Here is a 19,021-nt window from a genome sequence, read left to right on the forward strand (position 1 = left end):
CTGTGAGGCTCTTATTGACACCGGTGCGCACAGGGAAGTGACTGCATGGCCGCAGGAGGTTTCTGCAAGCTGCCCAGCGGCAGCGTGGTGGTGGCGCTGAACCTGCCCAGCCCGGCCGCCGACGGCTCCGCCGGGGTGCGCGTGCTGGTGCACGCGCGCAACCGCGCCCGGGCCCTGACCCGGCTGCGCAACCTCGGCCTGCGCGCCGTCTACCTCCGGGGCAACGCGGCGCCGCCCACCCCGGACGAGGTCACCGCCGTCCTGCACCACCCCGACGGCCTCATATGGCGCACGGCCCCCACCCCGGACACGGTGACCGTGCTGGAGCTCTGGCACCCGATCAGGGCACTCCTGGGACGGCCCACGGCACAGGCGTAGCGGTGCGGTGCCGCGCGGCTCTCAGACGACCGGCTTGCCCGTGAGTTCCACGCCCGCCTCCTGCAGTTCGACGAGCGCCCGTTCGGTGGTCTCCCCGGCGACTCCCGCGGTCAGGTCCAGCAGCACCTGGGTGCGGAAGCCCTCCCGTACGGCGTCCAGCGCGGTGGCGCGGACACAGTGGTCCGTGGCGATGCCCACCACGTCCACCTCGTCGACCTCGCGGTCGCGCAGCCAGTCGGCCAGGGACTCGCCGTTCTCGTCGACGCCCTCGAAGCCGCTGTACGCGGCCGCGTACGCGCCCTTGTCGAAGACGGCGTCGACGGCGCCGGAGGCGACCGCCGGGGCGAAGTTCGGGTGGAAGCCCACGCCCTCGGTGCCCGCCACGCAGTGCGCGGGCCAGGAGTGGACGTAGTCGGGGTTGTCGGCGAAGTGCCCGCCGGGCGCGATATGACGGTCACGGGTGGCCACGACATGGCGGTAGCCGGCGGTCGCCTGGCCGATCAGCTCGGTGATCGCGGCGGCCACGTCGGCACCCCCGGTGACCGCGAGGCTGCCCCCCTCGCAGAAGTCGTTCTGCACGTCTACGACGATCAAGGCGCGGCGCATGGTCGGTGTCCTTCGGCTGAGACTGGGGATGGTGCGGGGCGGGGGCCCGGCCGTCGGGTCGCGGACGGGCGACACGACACGAACTACCGAGCCTAGGGATGCTGCGGCCAGGGCGGGAAGGGTGCATGCGGCGGCCGGTTCGTGCGCGGGCCGCGCCGCCGGTGCCCTCCCCCCGGCCGTCCGTTCCTGCACGGCGGTACGGGAGCACCGGTCGGACGGCCGCGCGGGCCGGGCGGCCGGTGTGCGCCCCCGCACGCCGTCACCGGCGTGGGCTCACACGTACTCCGTCGGAATGACCGCCTCCCCACGTGAGAGCTGTGTCGCCGAGAGCGGCAGCCCCGCGCGCGCGGCCGCGTGCCGGTCCCGTACGACGTCCAGGGGTTCGCGGGCGACGACCTGGCCGCCCTTTATCAGCTCCACCTGCAGCAGCCGGTCCGTCAGCTCCTGCGGCACCTTCCCGGTGCCGATCACCTCGGCCTCGGCCACCCCGTACTCGTCCAGCCGCCGGGCCGCCCACTTCCGGCCGCCGACGGAGGTCTTGCCGCCGCTGGACTTCTTCGCCACCGGCACCAGCGGCGCCTGCGGGTCCGCCGACTCGGCACGGGCGACCAGCTTGTACACCATCGAGGCCGTCGGATGACCGGACCCGGTCACCAGCTGGGTGCCCACCCCGTACGCGTCCACGGGCGCCGCGCGCAGCGAGGCGATCGCGTACTCGTCGAGGTCGGACGTCACCACGATCCTCGTCTCCGTCGCGCCCAGCTCGTCCAGCTGCTGCCGCACCCGGTGCGCGACCAGCAGCAGGTCCCCGGAGTCGATCCGGACGGCGCCCAGCTTCGGCCCGGCGACCTCCACCGCCGTACGGACCGCCTCGGCGACGTCGTAGGTGTCCACGAGCAGCGTGGTGCCCTGGCCCAGCACGCTCACCTGCGCCTGGAAGGCGTCGCGCTCGGTGTCGTGCAGCAGGGTGAAGGCGTGCGCGGAGGTGCCCACGGTCGGGATGTTGTAGCGGAAGCCGGCCGCGAGGTCCGACGTGGTCGCGAAACCGCCGACGTACGCCGCGCGGGCCGCGGCCACCGCCGCCAGCTCGTGGGTGCGCCGGGCGCCCATCTCGATCAGCGGCCGGTCCCCGGCGGCCGACGACATCCGGGAGGCGGCCGCCGCGATCGCCGAGTCGTGGTTGAGGATCGACAGGATCACGGTCTCCAGCAGCACGCACTCCGCGAAGCTGCCCTCGACGCGCAGGATCGGCGAGCCCGGGAAGTAGACCTCGCCCTCGGGATAGCCCCAGACGTCGCCGCCGAAGCGGTACGAGGCCAGCCACTCGAGGGTCGGCTCGTTCACGACGCCGCGCTCGCGCAGGAAGCCGAGCACGTCCGTGTCGAAGCGGAAGTTCTCCACCGCGTCCAGCACGCGTCCCGTGCCCGCGACGACGCCGTAGCGCCGCCCCTCGGGCAGCCGCCGGGTGAACACCTCGAACACCGAGCGCCGCTCGGCGGTGCCCGCCGCCAGTGCGGCCTGGAGCATCGTCAGCTCGTAATGGTCCGTGAAGAGCGCCGTCGAGGGCACGTCCACCGGCAGCCCAAGATCCGCTACGCCCACCAAAGCTCTCCTCGTTCTGACGGTGCGGTCTGCTGCGGCCGTCGCCCGCCGGTGCGGCGGAACACGGCCTGTAGGACGATCGTACTCGGATTTCGTCAGTCTGACGATTTATGGGGTCCGCTGGGATTTAGGGGGTCCGTTTGTGCGGGTACCCGGTTGTGGTGGCAGCATGGGCCGTGTGACGGCGCCCGCACCCCTAGAGATCGAACAGACCGAGTCGGTGGAGGAGACCTTCGCCGTTCCGGAGCCCGATGTGCCGTGGGTGACGATCGTGCACAACGACCCGGTCAATCTCATGAGCTACGTGACGTATGTCTTCCAGACGTACTTCGGCTACCCCAAGGACAAGGCCACCAAGCTCATGCTGGACGTGCACCACAAGGGCCGCGCGGTGGTCTCCAGCGGGACGCGCGAGGAGATGGAGCGCGACGTACAGGCCATGCACGGATACGGTCTGTGGGCCACCCTTCAGCAGGACCGCAAGTAGCGGGCCACCCCAGCAGGACCGGACAGAGCACCACCCTCCAGCAGGCCGGAAGCAGCGAATCCACTCCATGCCAGGACACTTCGAACCGATCTCCGGCGGCGGCGCGGCCGTCGCGCTCGACGAGGTCGAGATCTCCATCATCCGCTCGCTGGCCGTGCAGCTCCTGGAGCTCATCGGCCCGGGTCCCGCCGAAGAGTCCCCGGACGACCCGTTCGCCGAGCTCTTCGCCGAAGGTCCGAGCGAACCGCCCAAGGACCCCGTGCTCCTGCGCCTCCTCCCGGACGCCTACGGCGGCCCGGACGCGGAGGAGGCCTCGCCGGACGAGGCCGCGGAGCAGCGCGCGTACTCGGCGGAGTTCCGCCGCTTCACCGAGAACGACCTGCGGGCCGGCAAGCGCGAGAACGCCCTCGCGGTGATCCGCTCCCTGGACCGGCTGGACGCCGCGGCCGACGGCGGCGCCGTCCTGGAGCTGGCGCCGGAGGACTCCCGGCGGTGGCTCGGCACCCTCAACGACCTGCGCCTCGCGATCGGCACCCGGCTGGACATCGCCGACGAGGAGGACACCGACCTCCTCTTCCGGCTGCCGGACGAGGACCCGCGCAAGCCGATGGTGATGGCGTACCTGTGGCTGGGCGGGCTCCAGGAGACGCTCGTCGAGACGCTGATGTCCTGAGGCGTCCGCCGGCGGTCCACCGACGGACCGTTGGTGTTCGCTCAACGGACACTCAAATCCGAATAACGATCCTGTCACCGAGATGGCCCGCTATGGCCACCTCGGTGCCCTTTGTCCACTTTTCTCTGTGGTGTGCGCCACTGACCGTGCCCGTCATCACTGTTGCGGGCGTGATAAATCTTCACGACCGCCCGACGGGACACCACCCTCGTCCCGCCGGGTGCGCCACCGAGCCGGCAGACCGCCGGCCAGGCACGACTCCAGCACATCCGGGGGGATCGCAACCCGATCCGCGGCCGCCGAAGGCCCGGGTCGGCGTGGAGAAAGGCGCACCACACATGACCTCAGCGCAGGTCGGTAAGACTCACGACGGCACCGGGGCCGTGGGCGGCGACGCACCCGAAGAGGGGTACGAGCGCGGGCTCAACAGCCGTCAGGTCCAGATGATCGCGATCGGCGGCGCCATCGGCGTCGGCCTGTTCCTCGGGGCCGGGGCGAACATCGCCAAGGCCGGTCCCAGCCTCATCCTGATGTACGCCCTCGCGGGCGTGATCATCTTCTTCATCATGCGGGCGCTCGGCGAGCTCCTGCTCTACCGTCCGGTCTCGGGCTCGTTCGCGGAGTACTCGCGGGAGTTCCTCGGTCCGTTCTTCGGCTACTTCACCGGCTGGACCTACTGGCTGATGTGGATCGTCACCGGCATGGCCGAGCTCACGGCCGCCGCGATCTACGTCAACTACTGGTGGCCCCAGATCCCGCAGTGGGTCACGGCGCTGGTCTTCCTGGTGGTCCTGTTCGCGGCCAACCTGATCTCGGTGAAGCTCTTCGGCGAGATCGAGTTCTGGTTCTCGATGATCAAGGTCACCGCGCTGCTCGGCATGATCGTCATCGGCCTCGGCGTGCTCACCTTCGGCTTCAGCGCGGCCGGCGACACCGCGTCCGTCTCCAACCTGTGGGCCTTCGACGGCATCTTCCCCACGGGCGTCGGCTCGTCCCTGATGACCCTGCAGGGCGTCATGTTCGCCTACCTCGCGGTCGAGCTGGTCGGCGTCACGGCCGGTGAGTCGGAGAACCCGGAGAAGACCCTCCCCAAGGCGATCAACACCCTGCCCTGGCGCATCGCCCTGTTCTACGTCGGCGCCCTCACCGTCATCCTCTGCGTGGTGAAGTGGACCGAGTTCGCCCCGGGCGTGAGCCCCTTCGTCGAGGCGTTCGCGCAGATCGGCATCCCGGCCGGCGCCGGCATCGTCAACTTCGTGGTCCTCACCGCGGCCCTGTCGTCCTGCAACTCGGGCATGTACTCCACGGGCCGCATGCTGCGCACCCTCGCGGACAACGGCGAGGCCCCCAAGGTGTTCAGCAGGCTCTCCGCCACGAAGACGCCCGCCCTCGGCATCACCGTCTCCGTGCTCTTCATGGGCATCGGCGTGATCCTGAACTACATCGTGCCGGAGAAGGCCTTCGGCTACGTCACCTCGGTGGCCACCGCCGCCGGCATCTGGACCTGGCTGATGATCCTGATCAGCCATGTCCTGTACCGCCGCGCGGTCGTCGCGGGCCGGCTGCCCGCCTCCTCCTTCCCGGCCCCGGGCGGCTCGGTGTGCAGCTGGATCGCCATCGTCTTCCTGCTGGGCGTCACCGTCATGATCGGGATTGACGCCGACGCCCGGATCTGCCTGTACGTGATGGCGGGCTGGGCGGCCGCGCTGGCGGTCGGCTGGTTCGCGCTGAAGTCGCGCAACCCGGAGGTCACCACGCGGCGCGAGGCGAGCCTCGAAAAGACCGGCTGACCCCGTTCCCGGCGAGCCCCACGGCTCCCGGCGGTCCGGCATACGGACGGCCCCGTACCACTCCTCGGTACGGGGCCGCTCCTCTGCTTATCCTGGCCGACATGCTGACCATCACCCAGGACCTCGTCGACCGGATCGTCGAGCACGCGCGCAAGGATCACCCCGACGAGGCGTGCGGCGTCGTCGCGGGACCCGCGGGCACGGACCGCCCCGAGCGCTTCATCCCCATGCTCAACGCCGCCCGCTCGCCCACGTTCTACGAGTTCGACTCCGGCGACCTGCTCAAGCTCTACCGCGAGATGGACGACCGCGACGAGGAACCCGTCGTGATCTACCACTCCCACACGGCCACCGAGGCCTACCCCTCCCGCACGGACATCAGCTACGCCAACGAGCCGGGCGCCCACTACGTCCTCGTCTCGACCGCGGACACCGACGGACTCGGCGACTTCCAGTTCCGCTCGTACCGCATCGTGGACGGCGAGGTCACGGAGGAAGAGGTGCAGGTGGTGGAGGCGTACTGAGCGCCGAACGCACCGCCGGTCACCTGTCGATCCCGCAGTTCGGTCACGGTGCATCCACTATGCGAGATCACATTCCGGAACCCGGACCGGGAATCGTTACGATGACCGCATGGTTCTCCACGACGTGAGCGAAACGACGCCGGGCACGCTGCTCGTGGCGCGGCTGCACGTCGACCTGTGCAGGCTCGCCAGCGCCATCTGTTGACGCCGGTCCCTGCCGCCGTACGGCCGTGAGCCGCGGCGTCCCGCACCGTGCACCGCACACGCCCGGCGCCGCGCGCGCCCTCCCCCTCGAGCACTCGGCCCGCCGAGCGGCGAGCGGGGAGCCGACAGCCGACCCTGACCCTTTTCGACAGGAGCCCGCAACCATGGCCATCGAGGTCCGCATCCCGACCATCCTCCGCCAGTACACCGGCGGCGAGAAGGCGGTGGAGGGTACGGGAGACACCCTCGCCGAGCTCTTCGCCGACCTCGAGAGCCGGCACTCCGGTATCGAGGCCCGCATCGTCGACGGGGGCCAGCTCCGCCGCTTCGTCAACGTGTACCTGAACGACGAGGACGTCCGTTTTCTCGACGGCATCAACACCAAGCTGTCGGACGGCGACAACGTGACGATCCTGCCGGCCGTCGCCGGCGGCATGGCCTGATCGGCGCGCGGATCCCCATGCGCTACGACTCCCCGCTGGCCGCGGTGGGCAACACCCCTCTGGTGTGCCTGCCGCGGCTCTCGCCGTCCGCCGACGTCCGTATCTGGGCCAAGCTCGAGGACCGCAACCCGACGGGTTCGGTCAAGGACCGCCCCGCCCTGCACATGATCGAGCAGGCGGAGAAGGACGGCCGTCTGACCCCGGGCTGCACCATCCTGGAGCCCACCTCCGGCAACACCGGCATCTCGCTGGCCATGGCGGCCAAGCTCAAGGGCTACCGCATGGTGTGCGTGATGCCCGAGAACACCTCGCAGGAGCGCCGCGACCTGCTCGGCATGTGGGGCGCGGAGATCATCTCCTCCCCGGCCGCGGGCGGCTCCAACACCGCCGTACGGGTCGCCAAGGAACTGGCCGCAGAGCACCCCGACTGGGTGATGCTCTACCAGTACGGCAACCCGGACAACGCGGGTGCCCACTACGCCACCACGGGCCCGGAGATCCTCGCCGACCTCCCGTCCGTCACCCACTTCGTCGCGGGCCTCGGCACCACCGGCACTCTCATGGGCGTGGGCCGCTACCTGCGCGAGCAGAAGCCGGACGTGAAGATCGTCGCCGCCGAGCCGCGCTACGACGACCTGGTCTACGGCCTGCGCAACCTCGACGAGGGCTTCGTCCCCGAGCTGTACGACGCCTCCGTCCTCACCACCCGCTTCTCGGTCGGCTCGGCCGACGCGGTGACCCGTACCCGCGAGCTGCTCCAGCAGGAGGGCATCTTCGCGGGCGTCTCCACCGGCGCGGCCCTGCACGCCGCGATCGGCGTGGGCAACAAGGCCGTGAAGGCGGGCGAGACCGCCGACATCGTGTTCGTCGTGGCCGACGGCGGCTGGAAGTACCTCTCGACGGGCGTCTACACGGCGGCCACGACGGAAGAGGCGATCGAGACGCTGCACGGCCAGCTCTGGGCGTAGCCGCGGCGCGGGCCAGGGGGACGACCATGAAATAACGACCACGAAGTGACGGCCAAGTGTGGTCAGGGGCGTGACGGTTCCCTGGCCACCAGCTCGTCGGACCTCCTCAGCCCGCCAGATGCCGTACCTGGTCCCACACCAGTGGATCCGCGACACCCACCCGCCGCCGGAGGTCCCGTACTGGGACGTCCCGAGGCTCGTCCGTCTCCAGGAAGCTGGTGCGCCCGCGGGCGTCGCCCACGGAACCCGGCGGCAGCGGGATCACCCCCGCCCGCTCCTCGCGGAACTTCATGGTGATCCGGGCGACCCGCGCCCGGTCGCCGCGCACGGACAGCACCAGACACGGCCGGTCACACAGCCGGTCCCCGGCCTCCGGACCGCCCGGCGCGTCCGGCCCGTCAGGCTCGGCAGGCCCGTCCGGTCCGTCGTCGTGCGGCACCCGCGCCCACCAGATCTCCGCGGGCCGCGGCCGTGGCCGTTCCCCGGCCCGCACCGGCGTGCCGTCCGGCTCCTGAGGCCGTGCCGGCCGCGCTGTACGACGCGCCCGCCCGGCCGGGCGGCGTCCCCGCCGGCCCCAGCCGTCCACCAGCGTCGCGACCAGGGCGAGCAGCACCACCGCCGCGAGCGCCGGCCACCAGGACGTGTCCATACGCACGACGGTACCGGCGCACTCCGCACCGCGCCCTGCCGTGACCTCACCCTCAACGCCCTCCAGCACGCCGTTCGCGCTCTTCGCGCGCCCCTCCCGACCTTTCGCGCCCCACTTCCAGCCGAACCGGTGACACCACAGGTGAGTTCGCCCACAACGGCCCCTGCCGGAGGAGCCACCCGTCCTTTTGCGCCTTACGCTCGACGGACCGCACGACCCCCTTTCTCGACCCCCCGTTCCCGTCGCCAATCTGCCAGCGCGGAGGTTCCAGCTCCATGAAGCTCACCGTCGTCGGCTGCTCGGGGTCGTTCCCGTCCGCGGAATCGGCCTGCTCGAGTTACCTCGTCGAGGCCGACGGCTTCCGGCTGCTTCTCGACATGGGCAACGGCGCCCTCGGCGAGCTGCAGCGCCACTGCGGTCTCTACGACCTCGACGCGATCTTCCTCAGTCATCTGCACGCCGATCACTGCATCGACATGTGCGCGTACTTCGTCGCGCGCTACTACCGGCACGACGGCGGCCGCTGCGCCCCCATACCGGTCTACGGTCCCGAGGGCACCGAGCAGCGCCTGACCACCGCGTACGCCGACACCCCGTCCGCCTCCTCCATGAGCGAGGTCTTCGACTTCCACACGGTCAAGCCGGGCACCTTCGACGTGGGCCCCTTCACCGTGCACACCGAACGGGTCGCCCACCCCGTGGAGGCGTACGGCATCCGCGTCGAGCACGGCGGCCGCACCCTGACGTACTCCGGGGACACGGGCACCACCGAGGCACTGGACGAACTCGCCCGCGACGCCGACCTGTTCCTGTGCGAGGCCGCGTTCACGGACGGCAAGGAGAACATCCCGGACCTCCACCTCAACGGCCGGGAGGCCGGCGAGACGGCCGCCCGCGCCGGAGCCCGCCGCCTCGTCCTCACCCACATCCCGCCGTGGACGGACCCCCAGGTCAACCTCGCGGACGCGCGTGCCGTGTACGACGGTCCGGTGGAGCTGGCGGCGCCGCGGACGTCGTACGAGATCTGACCGCCGCGCAATTAGGCAGGCGTCTCGTCACGTGTCCCGTCACGTGTCCCGTGACGTGTCTCCCACGGATCCCCGCTGTCGCTCGGGGCCCGGGTCCGCGTACGCTGGAAAGCCCCCGGTACCACCTGTCCTGGTCCCGGGGGCCTTTCATGTGAGCTGCCGTACGTGCCGGCGCTCACGCCTTGGTGCTCACCTGCTTACGCCTTGGTGAGGTCCTCGACCTCTTCCTCGGGCTCGCGGCCCGGGGTCTTGAGGTCGAACTTGACGATGGCGAAGCGGAAGACGACGTAGTAGATCGCCGCGAAGACCAGGCCGATCGGGATGATCAGCCATGGCTTGGTCGCCAGATGCCAGTTGAGCGCGTAGTCGATGGCACCGGCCGAGAAGTTGAAGCCGGCGTGCACGCCCAGGCCCCACGTCACCGCCATCGACACGGCGGTCAGCAGCGCGTGCAGCACGTACAGGAGCGGCGCGATGAACATGAACGAGAACTCGATCGGCTCGGTGACACCGGTGACGAACGAGGTCAGGGCCAGCGAGACCATCATGCCGGTGACGGCCTTGCGGCGCTCCGGGCGGGCGGTGTGCGCGATGGCCAGCGCCGCGGCCGGCAGACCGAACATCATGATCGGGAAGAACCCGGACTGGAACAGACCGGCCGACGGGTCACCGGCCAGGAACCGGGTGATGTCGCCGTGCACCACGTCGCCGGCGGCGTTCGTGAAGTCGCCGAGCTGGAACCAGGCCACGGTGTTGACGAACTGGTGCATGCCGATCGGGATCAGCGCCCGGTTCACGGCGCCGAACAGGGCCGCGCCGCCCGAGCCGAGGCCGGTCATCCACTCGCCGAAGTTCGAGATGCCGGTGCCGATGGGCTCCCAGACCAGGCCGAAGAAGACACCCACGACGATGCCGACGAACGCCATGATGATCGGCACCAGGCGGCGCCCGTTGAAGAAGCCGAGCCAGTCCACCAGCTTGGTGCGGTGGAACCGCTGCCACAGCACGGCGGCGAGCAGACCCATGATGATGCCGCCCAGCACGCCGGGGTCGTTGTACGTCGCGGCGACGTCCTCACCCTTCTTGACCACCGCCTCGGTGACCGGGAAGGCCTGCAGGACCTTGCTGTAGACGAGGAAGCCGACCACCGCGGCCAGCGCGGTGGAGCCGTCGGCCTTCTTGGCGAAGCCGATCGCCACGCCGATGCAGAACAGGATCGGCAGCGATCCGGTCAGCGCACCGCCCGCGTTGTTGAACACGGCGGCGACCCGGTCCCAGCCGAGGCCGTCCTTGCCGAAGATGTCATCCTGTCCGAGCCGGACCATGATGCCCGCCGCCGGCAGAACGGCGATCGGGAGCTGCAAACTGCGGCCGACCTTCTGCAGCCCCTGGAACAGTCCGGATCCCCGCTTCTTCGCGGGAGCCGCCCCGGTGGTGGCGGTGCTCATACGTCCTCCATCGTGCCGGCCTACATCAGCAGTGGTGTAGACCTCTGGTGTCGACCTGTTCTAGCACGAGGGAAGCCAGATCGGAACCCGCGCTTCCGCGACCGGCCCGGTACGAACCGTAGCCGTCGCCGCCGTCGGGCCGTCGTGCGTGGATTGGCGGCCGGCCGTCACGTGGTGTAGACCAGCTGGCGTACGATCTAGCGTCAAGCGTCAAGCGTCACCAAGCGGTGCGGATCAGGCGGATCAGGGAGAAAGACATGGCCACCAAGGCTGAGAAGATCGTCGCCGGGCTCGGCGGAATCGACAACATCGAAGAGGTCGAGGGCTGCATCACCCGCCTGCGCACCGAGGTCGTGGACCCCGCCAAGGTCGACGACGCCGCGCTGAAGGCCGCCGGCGCCCACGGCGTCGTCAAGATGGGCACGGCGATCCAGGTCGTCATCGGCACGGACGCGGACCCGATCGCCGCGGAGATCGAAGACATGATGTGAGCCGCCGCCGGGCAACCGGAGCGGACACCCTGCCGGGGGTCCTTCCCGTCGTGGGAGGGGCCCCTTCCACATGTACGGATAGGCTCGGCGCCATGTCTCGAATCGACGGCCGTACGCCCGATCAGCTCCGCCCCGTCACCATCGAACGCGGCTGGAGCAAGCACGCCGAGGGCTCCGTCCTCGTTTCCTTCGGTGACACGAAGGTCCTCTGCACCGCCTCCGTCACGGAAGGCGTCCCCCGCTGGCGCAAGGGCAGCGGCGAGGGCTGGGTCACCGCCGAGTACGCCATGCTGCCGCGCGCCACCAACACCCGCGGCGACCGCGAGTCCGTCCGCGGCAGGATCGGCGGCCGCACCCACGAGATCTCCCGCCTCATCGGCCGCTCCCTGCGCGCCGTCATCGACTACAAGGCCCTCGGCGAGAACACCGTCGTCCTCGACTGCGACGTGCTCCAGGCCGACGGCGGCACCCGTACCGCGGCCATCACCGGCGCGTACGTGGCCCTGGCCGACGCGGTCGCCTGGGCCCAGGGCAAGAAGCTCATCAAGGCGAACCGCCAGCCGCTGACCGGCACGGTCAGCGCGGTCTCCGTCGGCATCGTGGGCGGCGTGCCGCTGCTCGACCTCTGCTACGAGGAGGACGTCCGGGCCGAGACCGACATGAACGTCGTCTGCACCGGCGACGGCCGCTTCGTCGAGGTCCAGGGGACCGCCGAGGCCGAGCCGTTCGCCCGCGAGGAGCTCAACGCGCTGCTCGACCTGGCCGTGGCCGGATGCGACGAGCTGGCCGCCGTACAGCGCAAGGCGCTCGACGCGGTCCTCGAAAGGTAAAGGACGCACCAAGAAAGGGCGGGCGTCGCGAGCAACCGCGGCGCACCGCCCGGCGTCCCTACCGGTACGGGCGTGCGGAACACCGCCGCACGCCCGGCCACACAACCGCACAGCACAGTGCTGAGCGCACCGCACGGGGGCCGTGCGGGCCGGAGAGCCCAGGAGGACAGTTCACATGGCCGCGAGCCGTCGCCGACGCCGTACGACCATCGCCGCAGTGGTAGCCGCAGCCGCGCTCACGGCCGGCTTCGCCACGGGCTGCGACGCCGTCGACAAGGCCCTGGACTGCGTCCAGACCGCCGATGCCGTCGCCACCAGCGTCAACGAGCTCCAGCAGGCCGTCGAGGCCGCGTCGAACGACCCGACCCAGCTCGAGGAGTCGCTGAACTCCATCGACAAGAACCTCGACGAGCTCGGCGACAAGACCGACAACGCCGACGTCAACAAGGCCGTCGACGACCTCCAGCAGGCCGTGACCAACGTCCGCGAGTCCGTCGAGAAGGGCGACGCGACCCCGGACGTCAGCCCGATCACGGACGCGGCAGGCGAACTGACGAAGGTCTGCACGCCGTAACGCGAAGCGTGCGGCGAGGGCGGGGCGGGGCCTGCCGTGACGCCCGGGATACTGGGGGCATGACCCGCCTGATCCTCGCCACCCGCAACGCCGGAAAGCTCACCGAACTCCAGGCCATCCTCGCCGACGCAGGCATCACCCACGACCTCGTCGGCGCGGACGCCTTCCCCGACGTACCCGACGTCAAGGAGACCGGCGTCACCTTCGCCGAGAACGCCCTGCTGAAGGCCCACGCCCTGGCCCAGGCCACCGGCCTCCCGGCCGTCGCCGACGACTCCGGCCTCTGCGTGGACGTCCTCGGCGGCGCCCCCGGCATCTTCTCCGCCCGCTGGGCCGGCCGCCACGGCGACGACAAGGCGAATCTGGACCTGCTCCTCGCCCAGCTGTCGGACATCGCCGACGAACACCGCTCGGCCCACTTCGCCTGCGCGGCGGCCCTCGCCCTGCCGGACGGCACGGAGCGGGTGGTGGAGGGACAGCTGCCGGGCACCCTGCGCCACGCCCCCGCCGGCACGAACGGCTTCGGCTACGACCCGATCCTCCAGGTCGAGGGCGACACGCGCACGTGCGCGGAACTGAGCCCCGAGGAGAAGAACGCGATCAGTCATCGGGGGCAGGCGTTCCGGGCGTTGGTGCCGGTGGTGCGGGAGCTGCTGGGCTGAGTCGCTACACGAAGCGGCCTGCGCATCGATCCTTCGACGCGCAGGCCGCTGCGGTGCGGCGGAAGGGATTCGAACCCTCAAGCCCGTCAAGGGCCACGGCTCCTAAGGCCGCTGCGTCAACCAGTTGCGCCACCGCCGCTAGCCGCCTGTCATCGTACCGGGAGTCGTTCGTCGGTTGGGGCCTCCCCTGCGGGTTCGTGGTTACGCCAAGTCGGTGACCAGCGGTCACCGTCAGTGACCTGACGTCAGCTTCAGGCCCACCACCGCCACCACCAGCAGACACACGAAGAAGATGCGGGCCGCGGTGGCCGGTTCGCCGAGGACGACCATGCCGAGGACGGCCGCGCCGGCCGCGCCGATGCCGACCCAGACGCCGTACGCCGTGCCGATGGGCAGGGTGCGGGCGGCGTAGGAGAGCAGGAGCATGCTGGCGACGATGCCCGCGCCGGTGGCGAGGCTCGGCCAGAGGCGGGTGAAGCCTTCGGTGTACTTCATTCCGATCGACCAGCCGACTTCGAGCAGACCGGCGATGATCAGCAGGACCCAGGCCATGGGGCACCTCCGGGAAACAGTGAAAAGGGCTTCTCGTGGGGTGCGTCGTCTTTTCCTGTGTCCCGGTACGGCGCGTCTCGTCGGGGTGGTTCCACCGTAGCAAAGTGGGGCGCGCAGCAGGCAAGAGGCCGGTGACCATGGTCACCGGCCTCTGTCGGCTGTGATGTACAGGTGCTGCGCGTACTGTTCCCGGAGGCTGCCTACAGGGGCTGCCTACAGGTACAGGCCCGTCGAGTCCTCCGAGCCCTCGAAGCGGTCCGCCGCCACCGCGTGCAGGTCGCGCTCGCGCATCAGGACGTAGGCCGTGCCCCGCACCTCGACCTCCGCGCGGTCCTCGGGGTCGAAGAGCACGCGGTCGCCGGGCTCCACCGTACGGACGTTCTGGCCGACCGCGACGACCTCGGCCCAGGCGAGGCGCCGGCCGACGGCCGCCGTCGCCGGGATGAGGATGCCCCCGCCGGAGCGCCGCTCGCCCTCGGCGGTGTCCTGCCGTACGAGCACGCGGTCGTGCAGCATCCGGATGGGCAGCTTGTCGTCGTGGTGGGTCTTCTCGCTCACGCCCTGAATTTACCTGCCTTCCCGTGAGATGCAGTACGCGGGAGGGTCAGCCTTTGCGGCGCCGGGTGCCGAGGGCGAGCAGCCCGACGACTCCGACGACGACCAGGGCGACGGGCACGATGCGCTCGAGACGGGGTGCGCCGTCCTCGCCCACCAGCTGGCCCTTGAAGTCCGTCACCGCCCGGTTGACCCCGACGTAGGCGCGTCCGAGCGTGTGGTCGATGTTGGCGGCGACCTTGGCCTTGGCGTCGCCGACGATGGTCTTCGGGTGGACCCGGACGCCGATCTCGTCGAGCGTCTCGGCCAGCTTCTCGCGGCGCCGCCTGATGTCCGCCTCGATCTGAGCAGGGGTTCTGGTGTCCGGTGCGTCCGCCACCGCGCTGCCTCCGTGGTCCGTCGTCGAAGCCTGTTGACGCACAGTTTGTCAGCTCTGTGCGGCGCCGCACTGTCAGGTACCCCGATTACGCTCAGGGACGGCACCTTTCCGCACGTACGAGGAGACCAGACCGTGAGCGAGCGACTCCAGCCCGGCGACACCGCCCCCGCCTTCACCCTGCCGGACGCCGACGGCAACGAGGTCTCGCTGGCCGGCTACAAGGGCCGCAAGGTGATCGTCTACTTCTACCCGGCCGCGCTGACCCCGGGCTGCACCAAGCAGGCCTGCGACTTCACCGACAACCTGGACGTCCTGGCGGGCGCCGGGTACGACGTGATCGGCATCTCCCCGGACAAGCCGGAGAAGCTCGCCAAGTTCCGCGAGGCGGAGAACCTCAAGGTCACGCTGCTCGCGGACCCGGAGAAGGCGGTCCTGGAGGCGTACGGCGCCTTTGGCGAGAAGAAGCTGTACGGGAAGGTCGTCACCGGTGTCATCCGGTCCACGGTCGTCGTGGACGAGGAGGGCAAGGTGGAGCGCGCGCTGTACAACGTGAAGGCCACCGGGCACGTGGCGAAGATCATCAAGGATCTGGGGATCTGAGGCCGGGGCTCCGAGGCCGGGGCTCCGAGGTCGGAAATCTGAGGCCTTCGCGGTCCCGGCTGCTATGTGAACGGCCCGCACCGGGTGATCCGGTGCGGGCCGTTCGCTGTGCGGTCGGAGTGGGTCAGTGCCTGCCGGGCGTCAGTCCCATTCGGGCATCCGCATGAACGCGCCCGCTGTCGTGCCCGCCGTGTCCCCGGTACCGGGCACGCCGCCGCCCTCCGTGGTCCCGTCGCCGCCGGAGCTGTCGCCGGTGCCCGGAACGCCGCCCACGCCGGAGCTGTCGCCGGTGCCCGGGGCGTCTCCCACGCCGGAGGTGCTGTCGCCGGTGCCCGGGTTGCCGCCCGCGCCCGGGGTGCCGGCGGACGTGCCGGCGTCCGTGCCCGGGGTGCCGCCGTTCTGCCCGTCGGTGCTCCCGCCGGGCGTCTGGCTGCCGGTGGTCCCGCCGTCGGTGGTGCCGCCGGTGTCCTCGGTGCCGGGCTCGCTCGGCGTGCCGGCGGACGCGGAGGGCGGAGCCTGGATCACGTCCGCGCCGTCCTGGAGCTCCAGGTCGAACTGCTGCACGGGCTCGCCCTCCAGGGCCGCCTTCGTGAACTGGGCCCAGATCTGCGCGGGCGGGCCACCGCCGTTGATGCGGGCCTGGCCCAGCGCGCCGTACAGCGGCTGCTGCACCCCGGTGTCCGGGTCCTGGCCCATGACGGCGACCACGGTGGCGAGGTCGGGCGTGTAGCCCGCGAACCAGGCCGCCTTGTCCTCCTCCGCGGTACCCGTCTTGCCGGCCGCCGGGCGGCCCGCCGCCTGGGCCGCCGTGGCCGTACCGCCCTCGACGACCGACCGCAGCACGGACGTCGTCGTGTCGGCGGCCTCGCGGGTCACGGCCTGCCGGGTGTTCTGTCCGGGGAGCTCGATCTCCTCACCGTTCTTGGTGATCTCCGCGACGAGGGTGTACTGGCCGTGCTTGCCGTGGTTGGCGAGGGTCGCGTACGCCTCCGCCATGTCCAGCACGCTCGCGGTGGCGGTGCCGAGCGCGATGGACGGGTACGGCTCCATGTCCGGGGTGTCCTTCGGCAGACCGAGGTCGATCGCGGTCTGCTCGACCTCGTCCGAGCCGACGTCGACCGCCATCTGCGCGTACACGCTGTTCACGGACTTGTCCGTGGCCTGGCGGACGGTGATGTTGCCGTAGTCGACGTGGTCCTCGTTCTCGGGGTTGTAGAGGCCCCCGCTCCAGCCCTGGACGGGACGCTGGCTGGTGCCGTCGTAGACCGTGTTCGGGGTGATCGTCTGGCCGCTCTGGGTGTGGGAGCCGTTCTCGACCGCCGAGGTGAACACGAACGGCTTGAACGTCGAACCGACCTGGTAGTCCCGGCGCGTGGCGTTGTTGTAGTACTGCTTCGTGAAGTCGATGCCGCCGTACATGGCGACGACCTTGCCGGTCTTGGGGTCGATGGAGACGCCGCCGACGCGGACGTAGTTGTCGACCTTGCGGTTCTCCTTGTCGAGCTTGTCCATGACCTGGTCGTCGACCGCCTCGATGAAGGCGTCCTGCTTGTCCTTCTCCAGGGTGGTCGTGATGCGGTAGCCGCCGGTCCGGAGGGTGTCCTCGTCGACGATGCCGCTCTCGTCCAGGTACTGCTTCACGGCCTCGACCAGGTAGCCGCGCTGGCCGGACATACCGGTCGACACGACGGTCTGCTTCGGCGTCGGGAACTTCATCCCCGCCCGCTCCGACTGCGGGAGCCAGCCCTCCTTGACCATGCCGTCGAGGACGTAGTTCCAGCGCGCCACGGCGGCGTCCTTGCCCTCCGGGTGCGCGATCACGTCGTACATGCTGGGGGCGTTCAGCAGGGACGCGAGGTACGCGCCCTGGGCTGCCGTCAGCTCGTCGGCGTCGACGCCGTAGTAGGCCTGGGCGGCGGCCTGGATGCCGTACGCGTTGCGGCCGAAGAAGCTGGTGTTGAGGTAGCCCTCGAGGATCTCGTCCTTGCTCTTCTCCCGGTCCAGCTTGATCGAGATGAAGAACTCCTTGGCCTTGCGGGTGACCGTCTGCTCCTGGCCCAGGTAGTAGTTCTTGACGTACTGCTGGGTGATCGTCGAGCCGGACTGCTTGCCCTTGCCGGTCGCGGTGTTCCAGGCCGCGCGGATCATGGCCTTGGGGTCGACGGCCGACTCCGAGTAGAAGTCCCGGTCCTCGGCGGCCAGCACCGCGTGCTGGGCGTCCTTGGAGATCTGGGCGAGCGTCACGTTCTCGCGGTTGACCTCGCCGTCGCGGGCGAGCTGGCTGCCGTCCGCGTACAGGTACACATTGCTCTGCTTGGTCGCGGCCGTGTTCGCCGCGGGGATCTGCACGAGGTTGTACCCGAGCACGAGCCCGCCGATCAGCAGCAGGGCGACGAACAGGAACCCGCCGAGGACCATGCGCCAGGTGGGCAGCAGACGGCGCCAGCCGGTGCGCTTGGAGCGCTTGGATTCCTTGGGTTTCTTGGGTTTCTTGCCGGGGGTGTCGGTGGGTGGGGTGCCGTCGGCGGGGCTGCCGGCGGTGGGGCCGCCGGCAGCGGGGGCACCGGCTGGAGCACCGGCTGGGGTCTTGGTGGGGGAGACGGCGGCGAGGACCGTGGTGGGGGTGTCTTGCTGGTTGCGGTTGCGGTTGCGGTTGCGGTCGCCGTCGCCGTCGCCCGGGGCGGGGCCGGGGGAAACGGCAGCGAGGACGGTGGTCGGGGTGTCCGGCTGATCGCTGCCGCTGCCGCTGCCACTGTCGGTGGAGCCGGAGTCGGAGTCGGAGGAGATGGCGGCGAGGACGGTCGTGGGGGTGTCCACGTCCGCGCCGTCGCCCCCTCGTGCGGTCGAGGTGCTGTCCGAGCCCCCGGAGGCCGCTGCCGCCCCGCCGGAGGCTGCCCCCGAACGGTCCGCCTTGGCGGGGCCGGGGACCTTGCCGGGTGCGTCCCCCTTGGCGGGGCCACCGCTCGGGGCGGCGCCGCTGCCCGTGGCCGAGCCGGGGCGCGTGCCCGCCGTGTTCCGCGCAGCCGAGCCCTTGGCGCCGCCCGGGCCGGCCCCGGTGCCCGCGGCGCTGCCCGGAGCTCCGGAACGGGGCCTACCGGATCCACGGACCGGGTTCGCGCCGGAGCCTGTGGAGCTTGTGGCCGGATTGGTGCCGGGGCCGCCGGTCGGGTTCGTGCCGGGACCGCCGGCCGGGGCTTTGCCGGGGCGGCCGGTGTGGGCGGTGCCGCGGGTGTTCGTGGGCTCCTCGTCCGGGCGCATGCCCGGTGTGCGGGCCGCGCTCTCCCGGTCGCCTGCCGCGGTCTTTCCGGATCCGTCGCCCGCAGCCCTGGTGGGCCCGCTTCGCCCAGCACCGTCCGGGTGACCGTCCCGGAGCGCGCCCGAGTCACCCTCCGTGGCCCTGCCCGAGTCGTGCCCCGGTCTCCTCCCGGAGCCGGGGTCCTGGGCCCTGCGCGGCTCATCGCCTCGGGCGCTGTGCGGCTCATCGCCCCGGGCCCTGCCCGAGTCGTCACCCTGGCTGCTGCCCCGGACTCCGTCCGAGCCGGAGTCCCGGCTGTCGGCCGAGGTGCCGGGCCCGGGGC

22 protein-coding genes, 1 tRNA gene and 1 riboswitch are annotated in these 19,021 nt (G+C 70.8%); of the genes, 14 read left to right on the top strand and 9 right to left on the bottom strand.

What is annotated here, in order from left to right; all coding sequences use genetic code 11:
• Positions 1-45: 45 nt before the first annotated feature.
• On the top strand, positions 46-378 hold the full coding sequence (locus IE242_RS23425; RefSeq protein ID WP_189862394.1) for a hypothetical protein: 333 nt from the start codon (positions 46-48) through the stop codon (positions 376-378).
• A 21-nt stretch (positions 379-399) separates the two neighbouring features.
• Here IE242_RS23425 and IE242_RS23430 read toward each other — a convergent pair whose 3' ends face one another.
• Both IE242_RS23430 and IE242_RS23435 read right to left on the bottom strand, forming a co-directional pair.
• The gene (locus tag IE242_RS23430) at positions 400-984 is read right to left on the bottom strand and encodes a nicotinamidase (RefSeq protein ID WP_189862396.1); all 585 of its coding nucleotides are present in this window, start codon (positions 982-984) and stop codon (positions 400-402) included.
• Positions 985-1,257: 273 nt separating this feature from the next.
• The gene (locus tag IE242_RS23435) at positions 1,258-2,586 is read right to left on the bottom strand and encodes a nicotinate phosphoribosyltransferase (protein WP_189862398.1); all 1,329 of its coding nucleotides are present in this window, start codon (positions 2,584-2,586) and stop codon (positions 1,258-1,260) included.
• A 169-nt stretch (positions 2,587-2,755) separates the two neighbouring features.
• Between IE242_RS23435 and clpS the strand changes: the two genes are divergently transcribed.
• The 7 genes from clpS to IE242_RS23465 all read left to right on the top strand — a co-directional run bounded on the left by clpS (position 2,756) and on the right by IE242_RS23465 (position 7,675).
• On the top strand, positions 2,756-3,073 hold the full coding sequence (gene clpS, locus IE242_RS23440; protein ID WP_189862400.1) for an ATP-dependent Clp protease adapter ClpS: 318 nt from the start codon (positions 2,756-2,758) through the stop codon (positions 3,071-3,073).
• A 67-nt stretch (positions 3,074-3,140) separates the two neighbouring features.
• On the top strand, positions 3,141-3,746 hold the full coding sequence (locus IE242_RS23445; RefSeq protein ID WP_189862402.1) for a DUF2017 domain-containing protein: 606 nt from the start codon (positions 3,141-3,143) through the stop codon (positions 3,744-3,746).
• A 338-nt stretch (positions 3,747-4,084) separates the two neighbouring features.
• A complete protein-coding gene (locus IE242_RS23450) occupies positions 4,085-5,536 on the top strand; it encodes an amino acid permease (protein WP_189862404.1) in 1,452 nt (483 codons plus the stop codon).
• Between the two features lie 101 nt (positions 5,537-5,637).
• A complete protein-coding gene (locus tag IE242_RS23455) occupies positions 5,638-6,060 on the top strand; it encodes a M67 family metallopeptidase (RefSeq protein ID WP_189862406.1) in 423 nt (140 codons plus the stop codon).
• 109 nt (positions 6,061-6,169) lie between these two features.
• Positions 6,170-6,265: a putative leader peptide gene (locus IE242_RS39265; protein ID WP_373299571.1), complete on the top strand. Its 96-nt coding sequence runs from the start codon at positions 6,170-6,172 to the stop codon at positions 6,263-6,265.
• Between the two features lie 163 nt (positions 6,266-6,428).
• Positions 6,429-6,707 (top strand): MoaD/ThiS family protein, encoded by a 279-nt coding sequence (locus IE242_RS23460; RefSeq protein WP_189862407.1) that lies wholly within the window; start codon positions 6,429-6,431, stop codon positions 6,705-6,707.
• Positions 6,708-6,724: 17 nt separating this feature from the next.
• The gene (locus tag IE242_RS23465) at positions 6,725-7,675 is read left to right on the top strand and encodes a PLP-dependent cysteine synthase family protein (protein WP_189862409.1); all 951 of its coding nucleotides are present in this window, start codon (positions 6,725-6,727) and stop codon (positions 7,673-7,675) included.
• Positions 7,676-7,781: 106 nt separating this feature from the next.
• Here the strand turns inward: IE242_RS23465 and IE242_RS23470 are convergent, their stop codons facing one another.
• Complete coding sequence (locus tag IE242_RS23470) at positions 7,782-8,324, bottom strand: putative type II toxin-antitoxin system PemK/MazF family toxin (RefSeq protein WP_189862411.1); 543 nt, start codon at positions 8,322-8,324, stop codon at positions 7,782-7,784.
• Between the two features lie 275 nt (positions 8,325-8,599).
• On the opposite strand from IE242_RS23470, the gene IE242_RS23475 reads away from it, so the two are divergent.
• On the top strand, positions 8,600-9,352 hold the full coding sequence (locus IE242_RS23475; RefSeq protein ID WP_189862413.1) for an MBL fold metallo-hydrolase: 753 nt from the start codon (positions 8,600-8,602) through the stop codon (positions 9,350-9,352).
• 197 nt (positions 9,353-9,549) lie between these two features.
• On the opposite strand, the gene IE242_RS23480 is transcribed toward IE242_RS23475, so the two are convergent.
• Positions 9,550-10,800 carry a PTS transporter subunit EIIC gene (locus IE242_RS23480; protein ID WP_189862415.1) on the bottom strand — a complete coding sequence of 417 codons (1,251 nt, stop codon included), beginning with the start codon at positions 10,798-10,800 and terminating at the stop codon, positions 9,550-9,552.
• Positions 10,801-11,042: 242 nt separating this feature from the next.
• On the opposite strand from IE242_RS23480, the gene IE242_RS23485 reads away from it, so the two are divergent.
• From IE242_RS23485 to rdgB, 4 genes are all read left to right on the top strand, one after another.
• Positions 11,043-11,291: a PTS sugar transporter subunit IIB gene (locus tag IE242_RS23485; protein WP_268249485.1), complete on the top strand. Its 249-nt coding sequence runs from the start codon at positions 11,043-11,045 to the stop codon at positions 11,289-11,291.
• A gap of 92 nt (positions 11,292-11,383) precedes the next feature.
• Positions 11,384-12,121 (top strand): ribonuclease PH, encoded by a 738-nt coding sequence (gene rph, locus IE242_RS23490; RefSeq protein ID WP_189862417.1) that lies wholly within the window; start codon positions 11,384-11,386, stop codon positions 12,119-12,121.
• Between the two features lie 175 nt (positions 12,122-12,296).
• A complete protein-coding gene (locus IE242_RS23495) occupies positions 12,297-12,695 on the top strand; it encodes a hypothetical protein (protein WP_189862419.1) in 399 nt (132 codons plus the stop codon).
• Positions 12,696-12,754: 59 nt separating this feature from the next.
• Positions 12,755-13,357 (top strand): RdgB/HAM1 family non-canonical purine NTP pyrophosphatase, encoded by a 603-nt coding sequence (gene rdgB / locus IE242_RS23500; protein ID WP_189862421.1) that lies wholly within the window; start codon positions 12,755-12,757, stop codon positions 13,355-13,357.
• Positions 13,358-13,411: 54 nt separating this feature from the next.
• Here the strand turns inward: rdgB and IE242_RS23505 are convergent.
• The 4 genes from IE242_RS23505 to IE242_RS23520 all read right to left on the bottom strand — a co-directional run bounded on the left by IE242_RS23505 (position 13,412) and on the right by IE242_RS23520 (position 14,843).
• Positions 13,412-13,496 (bottom strand) — tRNA-Leu (locus IE242_RS23505).
• 92 nt (positions 13,497-13,588) lie between these two features.
• The gene (locus IE242_RS23510; protein ID WP_189862423.1) at positions 13,589-13,909 is read right to left on the bottom strand and encodes a DMT family transporter; all 321 of its coding nucleotides are present in this window, start codon (positions 13,907-13,909) and stop codon (positions 13,589-13,591) included.
• Between the two features lie 39 nt (positions 13,910-13,948).
• A riboswitch (guanidine-III (ykkC-III) riboswitch) is annotated at positions 13,949-14,015 on the bottom strand.
• A 107-nt stretch (positions 14,016-14,122) separates the two neighbouring features.
• A complete protein-coding gene (locus IE242_RS23515; RefSeq protein WP_189862425.1) occupies positions 14,123-14,467 on the bottom strand; it encodes a GroES family chaperonin in 345 nt (114 codons plus the stop codon).
• Positions 14,468-14,513: 46 nt separating this feature from the next.
• Positions 14,514-14,843, bottom strand: coding sequence for a DUF3618 domain-containing protein (locus IE242_RS23520; RefSeq protein WP_189862427.1), 330 nt, complete (start codon positions 14,841-14,843; stop codon positions 14,514-14,516).
• A 132-nt stretch (positions 14,844-14,975) separates the two neighbouring features.
• Here IE242_RS23520 and bcp point away from each other — a divergent pair, with 132 nt between their 5' ends.
• On the top strand, positions 14,976-15,443 hold the full coding sequence (bcp, locus tag IE242_RS23525; protein ID WP_189862429.1) for a thioredoxin-dependent thiol peroxidase: 468 nt from the start codon (positions 14,976-14,978) through the stop codon (positions 15,441-15,443).
• 141 nt (positions 15,444-15,584) lie between these two features.
• Here bcp and IE242_RS23530 read toward each other — a convergent pair whose 3' ends face one another.
• Positions 15,585-18,260: a transglycosylase domain-containing protein gene (locus IE242_RS23530; protein ID WP_229859364.1), complete on the bottom strand. Its 2,676-nt coding sequence runs from the start codon at positions 18,258-18,260 to the stop codon at positions 15,585-15,587.
• Between the last annotated feature and the right edge of the window lie 761 nt (positions 18,261-19,021).

Origin of the sequence: Streptomyces poonensis, from assembly GCF_014650915.1 — a bacterium.
GTDB classification, from domain to species: domain Bacteria; phylum Actinomycetota; class Actinomycetes; order Streptomycetales; family Streptomycetaceae; genus Streptomyces; species Streptomyces poonensis.